Source organism: Amycolatopsis sp. Poz14 (assembly GCF_006704225.1).
Lineage (GTDB): Bacteria > Actinomycetota > Actinomycetes > Mycobacteriales > Pseudonocardiaceae > Amycolatopsis > Amycolatopsis nivea.
Genome location: NZ_JACLHD010000001.1, coordinates 2,678,659 through 2,698,545 on the forward strand (window position 1 = coordinate 2,678,659; position 19,887 = coordinate 2,698,545).

Genomic DNA, 19,887 nt, shown 5'->3' on the forward strand with positions numbered 1-19,887 from the left:
CAGGGGAGGAGTCGCGAAGGTCCCCCTCGTGGCCTGTGGTCAGGCGGGAGCGAGCTTGCGCAGGTGCGAAACCAGCTCGGCCGTCGGAAGACCGCAGAGTTCGGCCATCCGTTCCAGCGCGGCGAAGTCGAACGACACCTCGTCGGCCGAGGCGCTCGCCGGAGCGGGCGGGCCGGACGCCGCGGGAGCGGAAGGGCTTGGCGCGGCAGGAGATCCGGGTCCGGGAACGGAAGCGCCGGCGGCGGCTCCCGCGCGGGCGGGCATCGCGACTCCGCTCTGCCGCAACCGTCCTTCGGCCCAGCGCCGCAACGGAGTCAGCTCCGGACCGGCCTCCGCGACGACCCGGCGCAGGTCCACGCGGACCCGGCCCGGTTCCTCGGTGAAGACCCGGCTGTGCACCTTCGCCAGCAAATCCTGCGGAAGCTCGTCCATCGCCACGCACAGTTCGACCAGGCGCACCACGGAACACTGCCGGGTGCCCAGTTCATACGTCGCCAGTGTCTGCAGCGAGATTTCGCTCTGCAGATGCGCGTTCAGCTCTTTGCGCGTCCATCCCCGGCCACGCCTGAGCTTGCGCAGCTCGTCTCCCAGCACTCGCTGGTAGTGCTCAGCGTCGATCACGGCCCCTGCCCCTCAACCAACTTCGCGGACGCGGGCTTGCGTCCCGATGGTGAAAGTGCCGAAGCGGCCGCTCATTACGCGGGTTTCGGGAGAAATTTCTACTTGCCCCGAATGGAGCAACGCGTCAGTTGACGCAGGGCACGCCGTCGGCGGTGATCGGCTGGTCGTCGCTCCCCGGGCCGGTGGGCGTCGACGGCGGCGCGGCCTGCTGCTGCGCCGGAGGCGCTTGCGCCGCACCGGTTCCGCTCGAAGCGCCGTCAGCGGGCTGGTAGTCCGAACCGAGGTACACCTTCACGTGGCCCTTGGGCACGCTCTTGTCTTCCTGCACCGTCGCCTTGGTGCCGAGCGCGTCCGCGACCGCCTGCCCGGCCGCCTCGCCGCCGCTGGGGACCCAGATCACAGTCGTCTTGCGCGAGGACGCGTTGTCCGTGTCGCCCGCGGTGAAGCCCTTGTCCACCAGCTGCTTGGACACGCTCGCCGCGAGGCCGGTGCGGTCCGACGCGTTGCGCACGTCGACAGTCGTGTCCTTGTGCGACTGGTCCGGCTTCTGTTGTTGCTGCGCTGGTGCGCCGTCGGCTCCGGCCTGCGGACCGGTGAGGCCCTGCACGAACGCCTTCACCTTCTCCGGGTCGACCTTCACCGCGACGCCGTCGTTCGGGGTGCGGTACTCGACGTTGTCGACCGGGATGGTGCGGAACTCCAGCTGCCCGCCGGTGAGGCCCTTCATCTGCTGGGCGAAGTTGAAGATGTCCCAGTTCTGGTTCAGCACCACGGACTTCTTGATGGCGTCGACCAGAGCGTTGAGCTTGCCCGGGTCGGTCAGCGTTCCCGCGGAGAGGATCTTGCGCGCCATGCCGGCCATGAACACCTGCTGGCGCACCACGCGGTCGAGGTCGCCGCGCGGCAGCCCGTGCCGCTGCCGGACGAACTCCAGCGCCTCCACCCCGGAGATGGTGTGCTGGCCCTTGGTGAACTTCGCGCCGGAGAAGTCGTCGTCGACGTTGTCCTTCAGGCAGACGTCCACGCCGCCGATCGCCTTCGTGATGTCGCTGAAGCCGAGCAGGTTGATCGCCGCGTAGTTGTCGATCGTGGACCCGGTCAGCTCCTGGATCGTCGAGATCAGCAGCCGCGCCCCGGCCTGGTTGGCCTTGACGTCGAGTTCCTTCGGATCGGTGACGCCCTGGGCCTGCAGGTCCTTGCGCGCCTGCAGCATCGCCCTTGCGTACGCCGAGTTGATCTTGTGCTTGCCGTAGCCGGGGATGTCGACGTACGAGTCGCGCGGCAGCGAGAGCGCGACAGCCTTGCTGCCGTCGTTCGGGATGTGGACCAGGATCAGCGTGTCGGTGTTCAGCTCGCCGTCCGATTCGCCCGCGCGCAGTTGGGCGAGCAGCTCCGGGGAGAGCGGGTTGCCTTGCGCGTCGGTGCGGCTGTCGAGGCCGACCAGGAGGATGTCGCGGGCACCGTCGGCGGGCTTGTCGCCGCCCGCGCCGTCGCCGATCACGTCGGAGTAGTTCAGCCCGTTGACCAGCCCCTGCAGCGACGCCCACGCGTATCCGGTGAGCCCCATGACCAGCAGCGACACCACGGTCAGAGCGATTTTCGCCCCGCGCAGCCCGCCGCGGCGGGCGCCCCGGTACGGACGGCGCGGGGGCGGTCCGGGACGCCGGGGCGGTCCGCCGGCCTGCGGTTCGCGTCGCGAGCGGGGCGGTGGCCCGGGCCGCCGCGCCGGTCCCCGGCCGGGCTGGTCCTGCCACGAGCGGGCGGGGCGGCGATCGCCTTGCCCGTTCCGAGGCGGGTAGTCCACGGGGCCGGCTCCTTCTCGTCGTTCTGGTCGTCCGCTTCTGGAGACGCATGGTGCCGGGCGGGGGTTGCGACGGATTCGCACCTCCCCCGTGCGGTGTGGTGCGCACCACCTATGGTCCGGTATCCGAAGCAGTTTCGCCCGGTCGGCGGTACGCGTGTCGCGCGTCAGGGTGTCGCGGGAGCCGCCCGTCTCGTCGGCACCATGCACGAACCCGCTCCGACCAGCGCCAACGCCGCGGTGAGAAGGTGCAGGACGACGACCGCCGAGCCGTGCGTTTCGCCCCCGGCGGCGGCCACGAGCGACGGCACACAGGTCAGCGCGGCGGCGAACCAGGTCGCGGCCGAGGTCGCCGCTCCGCCGGTCCGGACGGCGTGCAGCAGCAGGACGCCCAGGAGTAGGTGCACGAGGCTCTGGACCGGGTCCAGGCGCAAGCCGAGCACGTCGGCGTCCGCGGCTTCAGCGCCGAAGCGGGCCAGTGCGAGACCGAACACGCCGAGCGTCGCGTAGCCGATGCCCAGTGCGGCGGCGGCGCGGGTGAGCAGCACCTGACGACGGCCGGTCGGGGTGTACGGAAGTGGTGCGGCGGGCGCCTCGGTGCCGGGTTTGCCCGGATGGCGTTCGAACCACCAGAAGACCAGGGCCGCGGGCACGAGCAGCAGCGCCACGGCGGCGAGCATGCGCGGCTGCAGGAGCCAGGTCAGGCCGTTCGCGATCGGTCCGGGCAGGTAGACGACGGCGACGAGCAGCAGCATCGCGGCGAGGAACGCCAGGTACAGGCTCATCGGCGCGCGCAGCATCAGTCCGGCGGTGCGGGTGACGCGGTCGCGGGCGGCCCAGCGACGCAGCGGTGTCGCGAGGAGCCCGACGAGGCCGAGCTGCGACACACCCAGCAGCAGGACGGTCCACGGCCGCGCGGACAACGCAGCAGGCGCGCCCGGGTTGCCGAGCAGTACCGGCGAAGCGTCGAAGGCGAACACTGCGACCGCGAGGGCCGCGACGCCGCTTACAGCCGCGACGGCGAGCACTGGGCGGCGAAGCCGGACGCCATCCGCGTACGCGAACGCCACCTGCTGCGCGAGGAGCGCTAGGGCGAGCGTGGCGGCGTAGCGCGGCCAGGACACGTCTATCCAGCTCGCGGCGAGTTCTCCGGCTACGACGACAGCGGTCAGCGCCGCGACCGACCACAGCCGCGTACGGCGGTAGAGCGCGAGCAGCATCGGCGCGCCGACGACGGTCAGCAGGTAGACGCCCAGCAGCCACAGCGGATGCAGCGCGATCCGCATGACGGTGGCGTTGGTCCCGGCCGGGATGCCGAGCAGTTCCAGCGCCAGCGGCACGATCAGGGCGACCACGGCGAAGATCAACGCCGGGCGCAGCAGCGGGCTGGACCGTTCGGCGAGGTAATGCCGGTAGCCGCGGTCGCGTTCGGCCCGCCAGCCCGCCGCGTTGGCGAGGCCGCCCGCGAAGAAGAGCAACGGCGTGAGCTGCGCGAGCCAGGTCAGCGGCCACCAGGTGGCCTGCGGCGCGCCGGCCCAGTCGGCCAGCGCGGTCGCCGACTCGCCGACCAGCAGCGCCGCCGCCCCGGCGATGCCGAGCACCGCCCACGGCCGGGGGACGCCGCGAGGCAGGCGCGGCCGTGGGGTCGTGCGGCGGGCGGTGTGCCAGCCGCGCAGGCGCATCACGAGCAGGCATCCGATCACCAGGACGCCGGCGACCATCGGGCCGATCGGGTCGCCGACCGGCGGGCCCCAGCGCTGATGCCACGAGTTGACCACCAGCCCGCCGGTGAACACCGACGCGACCAGCTGGCAGGTGCGCTCGGAGTTCATCGGGTTCAGCTCGCAGGTGCGGTGCATGTCCTGCTCGAGCCGGTCGTCGAGCGCGGCGCGGGCGGACTGGCCGAGCGGATGGCCCTTGTCGTTGGCGTAGCGGAGCAGGTCGTAGCCGAGGTCGTGCGCCTTGCAGGGGACGGAGAAGTCCCACTTCGTGTTGTCGTCGCCCCACGGGGCCGAGCAGCCGCCGTCGAGGTGCGCCGCGCGGACGGTGCCGTCGCGGGCGGGCAGCGGGCCGGGCTTCACGCCGGTGACCGCGGTGAAGTCCTTGGGCAGGAGCGCGAGCGCGGTGGCCTGCCCGTCCGGATGGGCGAGCGCCTCGACCGCGTTCTGCGCCGCGAGCACGCCGCCGGTCGGCGGCCCCTGGTCGGGCGGGGACGCGGGCCGCGAGGCGATCAGGCCGAACCCGAACACCACGAGCAGGACGAGCAGCAGCCAGCCGGACGTCGACCAAGGTCGGCGAACGCGAACGGCGGCCGGGGCACGGTCGTCGGTGGCTGGCATGCGCACCAGGGTGCCAGCCCGACGCGCGCTACGGGAGGCGGCTGTCCCCCTCACCCGGGTGGGGGGTAACCCCCGGGTTGGGTGAGGGGGCTTGTCTTGCTGGAGGGGGGGCGGGTTCGTCGGCGGTGCGCCCTGGGGGCGAGGGGGCCCGTCGCGATGGAGGGGCGGGTTCGTCGGTGGTGAGCCCTGGGGGCGGGGCGGAGTCGTCCCGTTGGAGGGGGCCAGCCTCGTCGGTGGTGAGCCCCGGGGTGGGGCGAGGAGCTGTCCGGCTGGAGCGGACGAGCCTCGTCGGTGGTGAGCCCCGGGGTGGGGCGAGGAGCTGTCCGGCTGGAGCGGACAAGTCTCGTCGGCGGTGACCCGTGGGGCGGGGAGGAGTCGTCCCGTCGGAAGTGACCAGCCTCGTCGGCAGTGCGCCCCGGGGTGGAGCGGCGGCCCGTCCCGATGGAGGGGGCAACCTCGGCCGCGAGCCCCGGGGCGGGGGAGGAGTCGTCCCGTTGGAAGTGACCAGCCTCCTCGGCAGTGAGCCCCGGTGTGGGTGAGGGCGTTGATTGCGCTGAGCGCTTCGGGAGCTACGTGGGGTGCTCGATTCCTGTCTTCGCCGCCGCTCTCGGTGCAGGTGCGGTGCGCGACTGGCCCTGCTCGACGCGCCCCAATGCCACATTGGGTGCGTCAGATGCACCCAATGTGGCGTTGGGTGCGTCCAGCGCACCCAATGTGGCATTGGGGGTTCTCCGCGGCGGGTGCGGGGCCGGTGGGTGCGGGGCGCTGTGGGCGTACGTGAGGGCCACCTTCAGGGAATCTGATTCCGTGAGGGTTCCCCTCACGTACCTCCGCTGGAGCAGGGAGCCCGCAGCCCGGGCGGGAGCATCGCCGCGGCGCGGCTCGGGAGGGTTCGATCCACGATGGACGGAACGCGGCCCGATCGAGCCAGGGTCGAGTCCGAGGGAGCGGCGGAGGATTTTCGGGCCTCAGCCGTCCGGGTTCGGCAATCCGGCCGTTCCGATCCGGCCGAAAAACCGGTCGCCCCGGTTAGCGGTCCGGCCGACAATTAACCCCTCGGCTCAATCCGGCGGAGGAACGGGGCGCGGCCCGTCGCGGACAGTTGCTGAATCGGTTTCGCGATTAATCGCAAAGAGTGCCGGTGATCGGAATTGTGGATCACTCGGACGGCAGATCCGCATCCGCGAAGCGCACCTGGTTCCGGCCGCCTTCCTTCGCGGTGTAGACGGCCGCGTCGGCGGCTTGCAGCAACTGTTCCAGTGTCGTTCCGTTCACCCCGAGCAATGCGACGCCGATCGACCCGGTGCGCCCGGTGATCAATGCCGAACCGCCGCGTTTGTCGGTCGTCACGATGCGCTGATCGGCGATTGCGGTACGGATCCGTTCCGCGGTCACCTTCGCCGCCGTGGTGTCCGCGTCGGGCAGCAGGATGAGGAACTCCTCGCCGCCGAAGCGGCCGATGATGTCCTTGGGGCGGGTTATCTCGTCGAGAGTTTGCGCGACCGTGCGGAGCACGTCGTCGCCCGCCGGGTGGCCGTACGTGTCGTTGATCCACTTGAAGTGATCGAGGTCGATCATCAGCAGCGCCAGGGTTTCCCCGCCGCGCGCGGCCCTTGCCAGCGCGCGTTCCGCGGACTCCGACCACCCGCGCACGTTGAAGATCCCGGTTTTCGGATCGGTGCGCGCTTCGGACTGCAGTTGGTTGATTTCCGCCAGCCGGTTGCCCAGCACCGTGATGAGCACGAGGATCACGATCGCGGGCGGGATGTTCACGAGCAGGATCGTCGCGATGGTGCCGAGGCTGATCGTCGACAGCTCCAGCAGGTTGTCGTCCTTGGTGCCCAAGACGTTGCGCAGCGTGGGCGCGGACGTGCCGCCGAGGGCGAGCAGCCCGCCGATCACGATCGCCTGCAAAGCCGCGTAGCTGAAGCCGACGAGCATCAGGATCCCGAAGACCTGCAACGAGTTCGCGGGCGAAAGCCGGGCCAGTTCGGCGGACGCGAAGGTCTGGTACAGGTGGTGTGCCAGCAATGCCGACACCGCATGCGTGAACGAGGTGAACACGAACTTGTGCGGCGGCCGCCGGGAGTTGAACCACCGCTGGATCCGCAGCAGCGCGATCAGCAGCAGGGTCAGCGGGATCGGCAGCAGCAGCGCGGCCGGGAACACCCAGATGCCGGTCAGGTCGATGTGGACGGCGGTGACCCGGTTGCGCCGCCGTTCCTCCTGCCGCCGGGTGAGCTGGATGTGCACCGTCGCGCAGCCGGCGAGGATCGCGAACCGGCCCCAGTCCACGAGATCCGGGCTCGGCGACGCGATCACGCCGAAGGTCAGCAGCGCCACCGCGATCGCGTCCCAGGCGAGCAGGAACGCCACCATCCGGCGCGGTTTCGTCCAGAGATCCCATGAGGAAACGGGGTTCGCGGCGATCAGCGCGCGCAGCCGTCCCGCGAAGCCCGTCGCGGCGGGCGGTTCCTCCCCGGGGCCGCGGCGGTCACCGCGCGCCGGTTCGGTTCCGGGCATCGGGCCGTGCCTCCTCCGGTGTCGGATGCGGTTCCCGGAAGCTTCCCGGTTCTGCGTCGTTATCAGTTGCCGGTATCATCTCACTCACCGACTTCGAACGCTGTATTCGGCCGTAGTCTCCGAACCCGGAGACGCCTTCCGCGACAACTGCTGCATCCATGAAGTAAATTGCGGAGGAGCGTCCCCGCCGTCCCCCCGAGTGAGGTGTTTTCCCGTGCGCGACCGCGAAGCGTGAATCGAGCTGTTGTCATTTTCCGATGAATTGTCAGCGAGCGGAGGTGGACAGCTGTGCGTGACCGTGAAGCGTGAGTTCCGTGACCGATCCACGACGGATTCGTGACAATGCGAACGGAGGTGTGTTCCGTGCGTGACCGTGAAGCGTGAACCGACTTCCCGTCCGGCGTATCCGGACCCATTCGGCCGGTGCCTCGACCCCGGCCAGAGTTCCATCCCGCAACCCACGATCAGGCCCCGGCCGCGACCGCGTGCCGCACCCGGGTCCACGAGAACGCGGTGGGGATCGCCAGAGCCACGCCGGCCAGCCCGGCCAGCGCGATGGCGGTGACCGCAGACCCGGTCGCCTGGGCGACTACCCCGCCGAGAGCCACCCCGACGCCCTGCGCCACGCGCAGCCCCGTGCGGTAAAGCCCGCCGGCGCCGCCGCGCAGTTCGTTCGGCACCCAGGTGGAGAACGTCGCGGTCACGGTGATGATGTAGGCGCCCATCGCACCGGCGAGCGCGAGCAGCACCAGCGCGACCACCAGGTTCGGCTGCAGCAGGAACAGCGCGAGCAAGGCAAGCGACGTCGTCGCCAGCACGCCGAGCAGGCGCTGCCGGACCTCGGCGGACGCGAATTTCGACAGCAGATAGGCCCCGGCGACGAAGCCGAGCGGGTCGGCGGCGAGCAGCCAGCCGACCGCCGCGGACGGCGCGTTCAGCTGCTGGGCCAGCGGCGCGGCCAGCCCTTCGGGCACCACGGCCAGCCCCACGAGCCACGACAACGCGATCAGTACGCGCAGTTTGCGCTGCCCGAACACCCAGCGGGTCGCGGAGAACCAGGTGCTGTGGTCGCCTCCGGCGGCGGGCCGGTCGTGCACCCACACCCGCACGATCACCGCGGCGATCGCGAAACTCACCGCGTCGATCGCCAGCGCCCACGACGTGCCCACTGCCGTCACCAGCACGCCGCCGCCGGCGAGGCCGAGCAATTGCACCGTGTTGGTGGTGATCCCGCGCAGGTCCTGGCTGCGCAGGTACAGATGGTCGTCGGTGAAGACCTCGCGGGTGATCGCGTTCTGCGCCGCGTTCGCCGGTGACGCGGCCAGCTGCACCGCGACGAGCAGCAAACACAGCGCGACCAGCGGCATGCCGGGCAGGCTCATCAGCCCGACCAGCACCGCCTGCGCCGCGGCGCTCACGCTCAGCACGGCGCGGCGCGGATAGCGGTCAGCGAGGAAGGACAGCCCGAGCCCGCCGGCGAGCGCGGGCAGGAAGGTCAGCGCGTAGACGACGGCAGCCCAGAGCGCGGAACCGGTGCGGTGGTAGACGAGGATGGACAACGCCACCTTCGCCAGCTGGTCGCCCGCGCTCGAGATGGCCTCCGCCGCCCAGAGCACGCGGTATTCGACATTCCGCAGCGGCGCCGTAAGCCGAGAGGTCGCTTCGGTCGTCACGAGATGACCACTGCCCCCTCCCCGATCGAGTGAATGCGGGTGTACCGCATTGTGCCTTCGCCTGGTTCGCTCCTGGCCAGGAGTGTCGCCGCTCCGGCCAGGGCATGCACCCTCAGTATGCCGCCGATCACACCAGGGTGAACAGTCGGGAAGAATCCGGTGGCCGGAACGCGGAGCCGTTCGGACTGACCTGCCGCGGGGTATCCGTGGCACTGATCAGCTTTCCTCGTTCGGCGCAGCGCGACCACCGTTCGTCGCCATCGTCCGGTGCGATTGGGCCGAACGGTCCAACACTGGGAGAGACCCGGCGGAGCGGCCGTCCTCGCGCCGGGCGCACCAGCGGGGAGTGAGCGTGGACAGACTGTTGAAGGACAAGGCCGTGGTCGTGACCGGGGCCGGACGCGGGCTCGGGGAGGCGTTCGCCGTGCACGTCGCCAGGGCGGGCGGCGCGGTGGTGGTCAACGACGTGGACGCCGACCTGGCCGAGCGCACCGCCGGGACCATCCGCGGCCACGGCGGGCGCGCGGTCGCGAACGGGCACAGCGTGGCCGACCCGGCGCAGGCGCAGGCGATCGTCGACCAGTGCGTCGCCGAGTTCGGCCGGATCGACGGCCTGGTCAACAACGCGGGGCTCAACTACGAGGCGCTGCCCTGGGAGGACGACGCGGAGCAGGCCCGCCAGCTGGTCGAGGTGAACGTGCTCGGCGTGATGTACACCGGGCTGGCCGCGATCCGGGCGATGGTCGGCGCGGGCGGCGGCGGGTCGATCGTGAACATCTCCTCCGGCGCGTCGCTCGGGCAGCGCAAGCTCGGGGTGTACTCGGCGAGCAAGGGCGCGGTCGCGTCGCTGACCTATTCGTGGGCGCTCGACCTCGACGATTCCGGGATCCGGGTGAACGCGGTGTGCCCGGTGGCGCACACCCGGATGGTGTGGAAATCCGAACGCGCGCTGCGGGCCTGCCCGCCGGAGCGCACGCCGGCGAAGATCGCGCCGGTCGTGCTGTTCCTGCTCGGCGACGGGTCGCACGGCATCACCGGGCAGATGATCCGGTGCAACGGGCCGCAGCTGCACGTGATGGGGCAGCCGTATCTGAAGCAGCCGATCCTGGAGCGGCCGGACTGGGACACCGAGACCGTGCAGCAGGCGTTCGACGAGGTGTTCTCCGCCCACCTGGAGAACTACGGACTGGAGAAGCGCGTGCCGCCGCGGCTGCGCAAGTGGACGGAGAACTCGATCCGGGCGTCGTGATCAGCGGGCTTTCGCGGCGGCTTCGCGGCAGCCGGGCAGGTCGATCGCGCGCAGCGTCGCGCCGACCGAGGCGAGGGCGGCGGAGTTCATCGACAGGCTGGTCACCCCGAGCCCGGCCAGCACCGGGGCCAGTCCCGGGTCGGCGGCGGCCTCCCCGCACACGCCGACCGGTTTCCCGGCGGCGGCCCCGGCCTCGGCGACCATGCCGACGAGGCGCAGCAACGCGGTCTGGCTGGGGTCGTTGAGCGCGGCGACCGCGCCGAGCTGCCGGTCGGCGGCGAAGACGTACTGCGCCAGATCGTTGGTGCCCAGCGACACGAAGTCGACCTCGGCGAGGATTTCCTTGGCGCACAAGGCCGCCGCCGGGATCTCGATCATCACGCCGACCCGGGCGATCCCCGCGGCCCGCGCGCGGTCGGCGAACCAGCGTGCCTCGGCGGCGGTCGCGATCATCGGCGCCATCACCGAAAGCTCGGCCCCGGTGTCGGCGGCGGCGCCCGCGATCGCGGTCAGCTGCCGGTCCAGCAGCTCCGGCCGGTCGAACGCGACGCGCACGCCGCGCACGCCCAGCGCCGGGTTCGGTTCGTCGCCCATGTCCAAGAACGCCAACGGTTTGTCCGAACCGGCGTCGAGCGTCCGGACGATCACCGGCTTCCCGGCGAACGGCGCCAGCACCGCGGCATAGGCCTCGCGCTGCGCCTCCGCGGAGGGCTCGTCCGTCGCTGCGAGGTAGCAGAATTCCGTGCGGAACAAGCCGATTCCCTCCGCACCCGCCTCGGCCGCGGCGCGGGCGTCCGCCGCCGAGCCGACGTTCGCGAGCAGCTTCACCGGATGCCCGTCGGCGAGTGCGCCGACGCCGTCCCATTCCGCGCGCGGCTTCCGGATCGCGGCGCGCACGGTGGCGTCGGACGGCGAAACCGTTCCGGCGGAGCCGTCCACCGCGAGGCCAGGACTGTCCGCGGCGAGCACTCCGGAGCACGCGACCACGGCCGGAATTCCCAGTGCCCGCGCGAGAATCGCGGTGTGACTGGTCGGTCCGCCCTCTTCCGTGACCAGCGCGAGGACCAGTTCCGGGTCGAGACCGGCGGTGTCGGCCGGGGCGAGATCGCGGGCCACGAGCACGCTCGGCACCGTCAGCTCGGGCACGCCCGGCGGCGTCACCCCGAGCAGGTCCGCGACGATCCGGTCCCGCACGTCGGCGACGTCGCGGGCGCGCTCGGCCAGATATCCGCCGGCGGCTTCGAGCGCCGTCATGAACTTCGCGGCCGCCTCCCAGACCGCGCGCGGAGCGGGCAGCGACTGCTCCCGGACGAGCTGTTCGGCGGACGCGAGCAGCGCCGGATCCGCCGCCATCGCCGCGGTCGTCTCCACGACTGACCGGGCAGCACCGGACACGGAACGGGCACGATCGGACAACCGGGCAGCGACCCGGGCGGCGGCGGGCGCGATCCGGTCCGCCTCCCGCGCCAGGTCGGCGGGCACCGGCCGGTCCTCGGGTTTTCCCAGGTCAGTGGCCACGACAACGCGCGGGCCCTGTGCTTGGCCGGGGCTGACTCCGACTCCGGACAACGACATGGCGAGACCTCCGGGAGCAAAGGATCTTGTAACTGGGGATTGACAGTACGGTAACAACGGGCACAATCAAATGACAACGGGCAAACAGCGGAGAGGAACGGGCATGTACGCCGCCGAACGGCATCAGCTCCTCGCACAGCGGGCACGCCGAGACGGACGGGTCGACGTGGGCGACCTCGCCGCCGAACTGGGCGTCGCGCCCGAGACCATCCGCCGCGACCTCGGCGTCCTCGAACGCCAGGGCGTCGTCCGCCGGGTCTACGGCGGCGCGGTCGCGGTGGACCGGCTCGACTTCGAGCCCGAGGTCGCCCAGCGCGACCAGACCAACGCCGCGGAGAAGGACGCGATCGCCCGCGCCGCGCTCGACCAGGTCCCCGACCGCGGTTCGGTGCTGCTCGACGCGGGCACCACGACCAGCCGCCTGGCGACGCTTCTTCCGGCCGATCGCGACCTGACGGTCATCACGAACTCCCTTTCGATCGCGTCGATCCTGGCCGCCCGCCCGGGAATCACGCTGCACATCCTCGGCGGCCGGATCCGCGGGACGACGCTCGCGACGGTCGGTTCCGCGTCGCTGCACGCGCTCGACGGACTGCTCGCCGACGTCGCTTTCCTTGGCGCGAACGGGTTTTCCGCCGAACACGGCTGCACGACGCCGGACGTCGAGGAGGCCGCGGTGAAGTCCGCTCTCGTCGCCGCTGCCCGCCGCCGCGTCCTGCTCGCCGACCACAGCAAGTACGGCGCGGACCAGCTCAGCCGGTTCGCCCGCTTGTCGGAGATCGACGTGCTGGTGACCGACGGCGGGATCGACGCGGGCGCGGTCGCGGAGCTGGAAGAGGCCGGTCCTGAGGTGGTGCTCGCATGAGTGCCGTTGTCACGCCCGACCGGAGTCTGGACCGCGACCGCGGGCTGCCGGAGATCGTTCTGCTGGCCGCCCTGGCGGTGGTCGCATGATCGTCACCGTCACGCCCAACCCGAGCCTGGATCGCACCGCTCAGCTCGGCGAGCTTCGGCGCGGCGAGGTGCTGCGTGCCTCCCGGGTCCGGCTTGATCCCGGTGGCAAGGGCGTCAACGTTTCCCGCGCGCTCGCCGCCGCCGGGTCGCCGACCGTCGCGTTGCTTCCGGCCGGCGGTCCGGTCGGCGAGCGGCTGGCCGACCTGCTCGCGCCGGAGGGCGTGCCCGTCGTCGCGGTGCCGATCTCCGGCACCACCCGCAGCAACATCACCCTGGTCGAAGCGGACGGCACGACCACCAAGATCAACGAGCCCGGCCCGGAGCTTTCCCCGGCGGAGCTGGCCGTTCTGCGGCAGCGCACCGTCGAACTCGCCGCGCGCGCCGAATGGGTCGTGTGCTGCGGGAGCGTGCCGGCCGGGGTGCCCGACGATTTCTACGCCCAGCTCGGCGAACTCGCCCGCGACGCCGGGGCGAAGGTCGCCGTCGACTCCTCCGGGGCGCCGCTGGCCGCCGCGCTCGCCGCCCGCCCCGACCTGATCAAGCCGAACCTCGACGAGCTGGCCGAGCTGGCCGGGCGGTCGCTGCCCCAGCTCGGCGACGTGGTGCAGGTGTGCCGCGGTCTGGTCGCCGAGGGCGTCGGCGCGGTGCTGGTCAGCCTCGGCGCGCGCGGCGCCGTGCTGGTCGAGGGCACCGAGACCTGGCACGCGCTCGGCCCGTTGGTCGCCGTGCGCAGCACCGTCGGTGCCGGAGACGCCGCACTCGCCGGATTCCTCCACGCGGGAGGAACCGGCCCCCAAGCCCTGCGCGCCGCGGTCGCCTACGGCACCGCCGCGGTCGCGCAGGAGGGCAGCCGCATGCCCGCCCCGCAGGACGTGCACCCGGACCAGGTGCGCCTGCTCGCCGCCGATCCCACCCTCACCCTCAGCGGAGCCGCAGCATGACCACCTCAGACCTGATCACCGCCGACCTGGTCGACCTCGAGCTCGCCGCCGCGGACAAGAACGCCGCGGTCCGCGAGCTCGCCGGACGGCTCGTGTCCGCCGGGCGGGTGACCGACCTCGAACTGTTCCTCAAGGACGTCGCCGCTCGCGAGGAGCAGATGGCCACCGGGCTGGAGGGCGGCATCGGCATCCCGCACTGCCGCTCGGCCGCCGTCACCGCGCCGACGCTCGCCTTCGGCCGCAGCACTGACGGCATCGATTTCGGTGCCCCGGACGGCCCGGCGAAGCTGATCTTCCTCATCGCCGCGCCGGACGGCGCGGATTCCGCGCACCTGAAGGTGCTCGCCGCGCTGGCCCGCCGGCTCGTCCGCGCGGAGTTCAAGCAGACCCTGCTGGACGCCGCCGATCCCGCGGCGGTCGCGGCCTACATCGGCGAGGAGGTGTACTGACATGAAGTTCGTCGCCATCACCGCGTGCCCCACCGGCATCGCGCACACGTACATGGCCGCCGAATCGCTGGAGCAGACCGCGAAGGCCAACGGCGACACGATCGTGGTCGAGACGCAGGGCTCCGCCGGTTCCGAACCGTTGTCCGCGGCGGACATCGCGGACGCCGACGCGGTCATCTTCGCCGCCGACCTCGCCGTGGCCGGCCGGGAACGGTTCGCGGGCAAGCCGATCGTCGAGGCCCCGGTGAAGGCCGCGATCAACGACGCGGCCGGGCTGTTCGAACGGGCGAAGGCCGCTGCTGCGGAGCCGCCCGCCGACCGGCCCGCCGCCGCGGAACCGGAACTGACCACCAAGGTCGGCGAGCACGACCGGCTCGGCTCCCGGATCCGGCAGTGGCTGATGACCGGCGTCAGCTACCTCATCCCGTTCGTCGCCGCGGGCGGGCTGCTGATCGCGGTGAGCTTCGCGCTCGGCGGGTACCAGATCGCCGACGCGCCCAAGGTCACCGAGCATTTCGACGCCGGTTCGCTCGCCGGCTGGGCCGCGCTGATGTACCAGATCGGCAGCGTGGCGTTCCAGTTCCTGGTGCCGGTGCTCGCCGGGTTCATCGCGTTCGCGATGGCCGACCGGCCCGCCATCGCACCCGGTTTCGTCGGCGGGGCGGTCTCGGTCGCCATCGGGGCCGGATTCCTCGGCGGCCTGGTGGCCGGGCTGTTCGCCGGCGGCGTGGTGCTGGGGCTCAAGAAGATCCGGGTGCCGAAGGCGATGCGCGGGATCATGCCGGTGGTCGTCTACCCGCTGCTCGGGACCGTCGTGGTCGGCGTGCTGATGTACGTCGTGGTCGGCAAGCCGATCGCGATCGCCACCACCGGCCTCACCCACTGGCTCAACAGCCTGAGCGGCACCAGCGCGGTGCTGCTGGGCGCGCTGCTCGGGCTGATGATGGCGTTCGACATGGGCGGTCCGGTCAACAAGGCCGCGTACGCGTTCGCCGTCGGCGGCCTGACCACCGGCAGTGCCGGTTCGCTGCAGATCATGGCCGCGGTGATGGCGGCCGGGATGGTGCCGCCGCTCGCCCTCGCGCTCGCCTCGACCGTGCGGAAGAAGCTGTTCACCGCCGCGGAGCGCGAGAACGGCAGGGCCGCGTGGCTGCTCGGCGCCTCGTTCATCACCGAGGGCGCGATCCCGTTCGCCGCGGCGGATCCGTTCCGGGTGATCCCGTCGATCATGGCCGGTTCGGCCGTCACCGGAGCGCTGTCGATGGCTTTCGGCGCGACGCTGCGCGCGCCGCACGGCGGGATCTTCGTGGTGCCGCTGATCGGCAACCCGCTGCTGTTCCTGGTCGCGCTCGTGGCCGGGACGCTGGTCGCCGCCACGTCGGTGGTCCTGCTCAAGCAGTTGCGGTTCCGTTCCGCCGAGCCGGCCGCCGCTGTTTCCGCTCATCCGGTCAATGCCTGAGGAGGCTGTCGTGTACCAACGCCGCATCGTCGTCGCCAGCAGGGTCGGACTGCACGCCCGTCCGGCCGGGCTGGTCGCGCAGACCGCTGCCGCGCAGCCCGCGAAGGTTCGGATCGCCAAGGTGTCCGGTGGCGCGGTCGGCGACCCGGTGGACGCGGGGAGTGTGCTCAGTCTGATGACTCTTGGGGCCGCGCATGGCGACGAGGTCGAGCTCAGTGCGGACGGCGCGCAGGCTCGGGAGTCGGTGGACGTGCTGGTCGAGTTGATCGCCAAGGATCTCGACGCCTGATCCGCCGGGAAACGGTGCGGCCGGGACTTTCCCCGGCCGCACCGTTTTCACGCGTAGAGCGAAGCGATGTCCGGCTGGTAGCGCTCGTTGATCACCCGGCGCTTGAGCTTGAGCGTCGGGGTCAGCTCGCCCGTCTCGGGCGTCCACGCGGTGGTGATGACGTGGTAGCGCTTGATCTGCTCGGCCCGCGCGAGCCTGCTGTTGGCTGACTCGACGGCCCGCGCGATTTCCGCCTGGACCGCCTCGTGCTGGGCCAGCGTTTCGATGTCCGCCGCCTCGACGCCGTTGGCCGCGGCCCAGCCGGGCGCGATCTCGTCGTCGAGCACGATCAGCGCGGTCACGTACGGCCGCGCGTCGCCGATCGCGACCGCCTGGCCGATCAGCGGGTGTTCCTTCAGCAGGCCCTCGATCCGGGTCGGCGCGATGTTCTTGCCGCTCGAGGTGATGATCAGTTCCTTCTTGCGGTCGGTGATCGTGACGTAGCCGTCGTCGTCGATCGTGCCGATGTCGCCGGTGGCGAACCAGCCGTCGGCGTCGGTGGCCGGTTCGATCGTGCCGTCCGGCTGCAGGTAGCCGAGGAAGACGATCGGACCTCGGACGAGCAGTTCGCCGTCCTCGCCGGTTTTCACCTCGACGCCGTCGATCGGACGGCCGACGGTGCCCGCGCGGAACGCGTCGGCGCTGTTCGCGGTCGCCGCGCCGGTGGTCTCGGACAGGCCCCAGACCTCGCGGATCTCGACGCCGAGCCCGGCGAGGAAGTACAGCACTTCCAGCGGCAACGCGGCCGCGCCGCTGGACGCGATGTGCAATTGGTCGAGCCCGAGCAGCCCGCGCACCGGGGCGAGCACGGTCTCGTCGGTCTTCGCGATGCGCTCGGCGAGATCGGCGGGCAGTTCCTCGCCCGCGCTGCGGAGTTTGTAGCCCTCTTGCAGGAGTTCGTTGGCCGAGATGAGTGCCTCGCGCCGGTCCTCGGGAACGCCGGCGAGCATGTTCTTCAGGCCCGCGACCATCTTTTCCCACACCCGCGGCACGCCGAAGAAGCTCTGCGGACGCACCTGGCCGAGCGCCGCGACGACGCCGGACGGATCGCCGATCGTGTGCACGTGGCCCGCCGCGACGATCGGCAGGTAGATCGACAGCTCGCGTTCGGCGATGTGCGCCAGCGGCAGGTACGCGATGTTCGTGGCGTGCATCGGGGCCTTGTGCAGCGTGTGCACGGCGATACCCTCGTGGATCGCGTTGCGGTGGGAGAGCACGACGCCCTTGGGGTCGCCGGTGGTGCCGGAGGTGTAGATCATCGCGAGCGGGTCGTCCGGGCGGATCCCCTGCCAAGCCCGGTCGAACGCCTCGGGGTCGGCGGCGAGCGCGGCGCGGCCGGTTTCGCGCACCGCGGAGTACGCGACGAACCGGTCGTCGCCGTCCGGGATCGCGGATTCGTCCATGACCACCACGCGGCGCAGCGCGGGCAGGTCGTCGAGCACCGGCAGCCAGCGCGACAGCTCGTCGGCGCCGGCGAGGACGACGATCGGGGCGGCGCTGTGCCGCGCGACGTAGCGGATCTGCTCCGGGCTGAGCGTCGCGTACGCCGTGCACGGGATGGCCGCCAGATGGACCGCCGCGAGGTCTGCGACGAGGTGGTCCGGCGAACTCGGGGCCATGATCAGCATTCGGTCGCCCGCGGCGAGGCCGAGCCCGGCGAGCCCGCGCGACACCTCGGCGATCGCGGTCCGGAACTCGCTCCAGGTGAGCGTCGGACGGCCCTCGAGATCGAGCGACGTGAGCGCGGGCCGGTCCCCGTACTCGACGGCGTTGCGCCGCAGCAGCAGCGGGATGGTCTGGCCCTCGGCTTGTTCGGCGATCGACTGGGTCAACGCTGACCTCCTCCGGTGGTGCCTGGTCAGGTCACTCTAGGTCGTCGAAGCGGCGGCCGATAGAGAATCCCGGCCAGCCTCGGCGCTCGAGGGACCGGCCCGGCTCCTGTTAGAAAGGGGGCGAACCGGAACCCCGAGGAGCGTCGATGACCGAATCCGCCGTGCGCAGCGAGAGCCTTGCCGACGAGGCCGCCGCACTCGACGCCGCCGACCCGCTCGCCGCGAAGCGCGCGGAGTTCGACCTTGACCCGGAAGTCGCGTACTTCGACGGGAATTCCCTTGGCGCGCCGCCGAAACACGTCGCGGAGCGGGTGAGCCAGGTGGTGCGGCAGCAGTGGGGGCGGCGGCTGATCCGGTCGTGGACCGAGGGCTGGTGGGAAGCCCCGCAGCGCGTCGGGGAGCGGATCGCGCCGCTGGTCGGGGCCGCGGCCGGGCAGGTCGTGGTGGCGGATTCGACGAGCGTGGACCTGTTCAAGGTGCTCGTCGCGGCGGTGCGGGCGAACCCCGGTCGCGACGAGGTCCTGGTCGACGCCGCCACCTTCCCGACCGACGGCTACGTGGCCGACCAGGCGGCCCGGCTCACCGGGCACGCCGTGCGGCGCGTGCCGGTGGCGGAGCTGCCCGGCGCGGTGAGCGAGCGGACCGCCGCGGTGCTCGTGAACCACGTCGATTACGTCAGCGGGCGGCTGCACGACATGCCGTCGGTCACCGAGGCGGTGCACGCGGCGGGCGCGCTCGCGGTCTGGGATCTCTGCCACAGTGTCGGCGCGATTCCGGTTGAGCTGGACGCGTGCGACGTCGACTTCGCGGTGGGTTGTACGTACAAATTCCTCAACGGCGGACCGGGTTCGCCCGCGTTCGTCTATGTGGCACAGCGGCATCAGGCGGAATTCGATCAGCCGCTCGCCGGATGGGCCGGACACGCGGATCCGTTCGGCATGGAATCCGGGTACCGCGGCAGCGCGGGGATCGCGCGCGCCCGGGCAGGCACGCCGGACATCCTGTCGATGCTCGCGCTCGACGCCGCGCTGGACGTCTGGGACGGCGTCGACCTTTCCGTGCTGCGCGCGAAAGGCTTGGCGCTGGGCGACTTCTTTTTCCGGTGTGCGGACGAACTGCTTCCCGGAGCCGACATTCCGACGCCGCGCGAACACACGCGCGGGCACCAGGTTTCGGTGCGGGACGCGGGCGGGCAGCAGACGATGAACGCGCTGCACGAACGCGGGGTGCTCGGGGATTTCCGGCCGCCGGACGTGCTGCGGTTCGGGCTGGCCCCGCTGTACACGACTTACGCCGAGGTGCTGCGGGCGGTGACCGTGCTGCGCGAGGTGCGCTGAAAAGAATTCGCGCAATATCCTCGCGGATTCGCGGGGATCCGGCCGGATTCGCGGGTCCCGGGTGAACAATCGGTGTCGTGCTCGCCCCTTCGGGTGATCGACGGGCGCGCCGCGCGCTGCTCGACGGGTATGCTCGGTGCCTGTTTTTTCGCGGGCCGAAGCTGATCGGGCAGCGGTGTCCGCCGCGCGGATCCGGGGCGAAAGGGGCCGAAATGATCGAGAACCGCGGCCGGGAAGTGCCGCTCTCGTACCTCGTGACCCTGCTCGTCGGCGTGGTCATCGGCTTCGTGCTCGCGCGTTTCGGCGGGCTGGTCGCGCGCTATCCGGTCGAATCGACGCTGGTGGCGGTGCTGGTCGCGTCCGTGGCGGTGCTGGCGTGGGCGTGCCGGGAGATGCTGCACGATCTGCTGCGGCGCGACCGGCGCGAGGCGGCGGAGGAAACCGAAACCGCGCCGGTGCCGCGGCTTTCCGCGCATCGGCCGCCGAATGGCGTCCGGCGCTGAATTCCGGAAATCGATCTCGGTTTTCCGTTCGATTCCGCCGCCGATGCGGAAATGCGCATGAGTTTCCGGTGAGTTTTCGCGGACTCGTCGTCGTGACGGACCTCACGCGCGGGCTCCCTGCCGACGGCGGCGGAGCCGGTGCGACCAAGGTCACGTCCGGTGGTGATCAGTTTTCCAAGCACCACAGTGGGTTACTAGCAGGTAACAAGAGGATGACGGCAACGCGGGTCCGGACTTGACTCACCCGTGAAGGTTGCTTACCGTCGTCGCGGGCAACGCAGACCACGGTGAACTGTGATCCGG

Annotated in this window: 15 protein-coding genes; 8 read left to right on the forward strand and 7 right to left on the reverse strand. The window is 71.4% G+C overall.

Going from position 1 to position 19,887, the window contains the following annotated elements; translation table 11 throughout:
- Window positions 1-39: 39 nt before the first annotated feature.
- The 5 genes from FKO37_RS13280 to FKO37_RS13300 form a co-directional block, all read right to left on the reverse strand.
- Window positions 40-621, reverse strand: a complete 582-nt coding sequence (locus FKO37_RS13280) for a helix-turn-helix domain-containing protein (protein ID WP_238604517.1) — start codon at window positions 619-621, stop codon at window positions 40-42.
- 124 nt (window positions 622-745) lie between these two features.
- Window positions 746-2,425 carry an LCP family protein gene (locus FKO37_RS13285; protein WP_037815225.1) on the reverse strand — a complete coding sequence of 560 codons (1,680 nt, stop codon included), beginning with the start codon at window positions 2,423-2,425 and terminating at the stop codon, window positions 746-748.
- Between the two features lie 164 nt (window positions 2,426-2,589).
- Entirely contained in the window at window positions 2,590-4,761 is a 2,172-nt protein-coding gene (locus tag FKO37_RS13290; RefSeq protein WP_134734340.1) for a phospholipase A2, read from the reverse strand.
- Window positions 4,762-5,919: 1,158 nt separating this feature from the next.
- Entirely contained in the window at window positions 5,920-7,284 is a 1,365-nt protein-coding gene (locus FKO37_RS13295; protein WP_078870546.1) for a GGDEF domain-containing protein, read from the reverse strand.
- Window positions 7,285-7,748: 464 nt separating this feature from the next.
- Window positions 7,749-8,957 carry an MFS transporter gene (locus FKO37_RS13300; protein ID WP_134734342.1) on the reverse strand — a complete coding sequence of 403 codons (1,209 nt, stop codon included), beginning with the start codon at window positions 8,955-8,957 and terminating at the stop codon, window positions 7,749-7,751.
- Window positions 8,958-9,309: 352 nt separating this feature from the next.
- Between FKO37_RS13300 and FKO37_RS13305 the strand changes: the two genes are divergently transcribed.
- On the forward strand, window positions 9,310-10,206 hold the full coding sequence (locus tag FKO37_RS13305) for an SDR family NAD(P)-dependent oxidoreductase (protein ID WP_238604518.1): 897 nt from the start codon (window positions 9,310-9,312) through the stop codon (window positions 10,204-10,206).
- Here FKO37_RS13305 and ptsP read toward each other — a convergent pair whose 3' ends face one another.
- On the reverse strand, window positions 10,207-11,781 hold the full coding sequence (ptsP, locus tag FKO37_RS13310) for a phosphoenolpyruvate--protein phosphotransferase (protein ID WP_238604519.1): 1,575 nt from the start codon (window positions 11,779-11,781) through the stop codon (window positions 10,207-10,209).
- A gap of 103 nt (window positions 11,782-11,884) precedes the next feature.
- On the opposite strand from ptsP, the gene FKO37_RS13315 reads away from it, so the two are divergent.
- The 5 genes from FKO37_RS13315 (at window position 11,885) to FKO37_RS13335 (ending at window position 15,873) form a co-directional block, all read left to right on the forward strand.
- Window positions 11,885-12,646, forward strand: a complete 762-nt coding sequence (locus FKO37_RS13315; RefSeq protein WP_238604520.1) for a DeoR/GlpR family DNA-binding transcription regulator — start codon at window positions 11,885-11,887, stop codon at window positions 12,644-12,646.
- Between the two features lie 85 nt (window positions 12,647-12,731).
- On the forward strand, window positions 12,732-13,676 hold the full coding sequence (gene pfkB / locus FKO37_RS13320; protein ID WP_238604521.1) for a 1-phosphofructokinase: 945 nt from the start codon (window positions 12,732-12,734) through the stop codon (window positions 13,674-13,676).
- Window positions 13,673-14,125: a PTS sugar transporter subunit IIA gene (locus FKO37_RS13325; protein ID WP_238604522.1), complete on the forward strand. Its 453-nt coding sequence runs from the start codon at window positions 13,673-13,675 to the stop codon at window positions 14,123-14,125. The genes pfkB and FKO37_RS13325 overlap by 4 nt, the downstream gene beginning before the upstream one ends.
- 1 nt (window position 14,126) lies before the next feature.
- Entirely contained in the window at window positions 14,127-15,584 is a 1,458-nt protein-coding gene (locus FKO37_RS13330) for a PTS fructose transporter subunit IIC (RefSeq protein ID WP_238604523.1), read from the forward strand.
- A 10-nt stretch (window positions 15,585-15,594) separates the two neighbouring features.
- Window positions 15,595-15,873, forward strand: a complete 279-nt coding sequence (locus FKO37_RS13335) for an HPr family phosphocarrier protein (RefSeq protein WP_107051082.1) — start codon at window positions 15,595-15,597, stop codon at window positions 15,871-15,873.
- Window positions 15,874-15,920: 47 nt separating this feature from the next.
- Here the strand turns inward: FKO37_RS13335 and FKO37_RS13340 are convergent, their stop codons facing one another.
- Complete coding sequence (locus tag FKO37_RS13340) at window positions 15,921-17,744, reverse strand: long-chain fatty acid--CoA ligase (RefSeq protein WP_134734347.1); 1,824 nt, start codon at window positions 17,742-17,744, stop codon at window positions 15,921-15,923.
- Window positions 17,745-17,890: 146 nt separating this feature from the next.
- On the opposite strand from FKO37_RS13340, the gene kynU reads away from it, so the two are divergent.
- Window positions 17,891-19,081 (forward strand): kynureninase, encoded by a 1,191-nt coding sequence (kynU, locus tag FKO37_RS13345; protein ID WP_238604524.1) that lies wholly within the window; start codon window positions 17,891-17,893, stop codon window positions 19,079-19,081.
- A 212-nt stretch (window positions 19,082-19,293) separates the two neighbouring features.
- Window positions 19,294-19,584, forward strand: coding sequence for a hypothetical protein (locus FKO37_RS13350; protein WP_037815209.1), 291 nt, complete (start codon window positions 19,294-19,296; stop codon window positions 19,582-19,584).
- The last annotated feature ends 303 nt before the right edge of the window (window positions 19,585-19,887 follow it).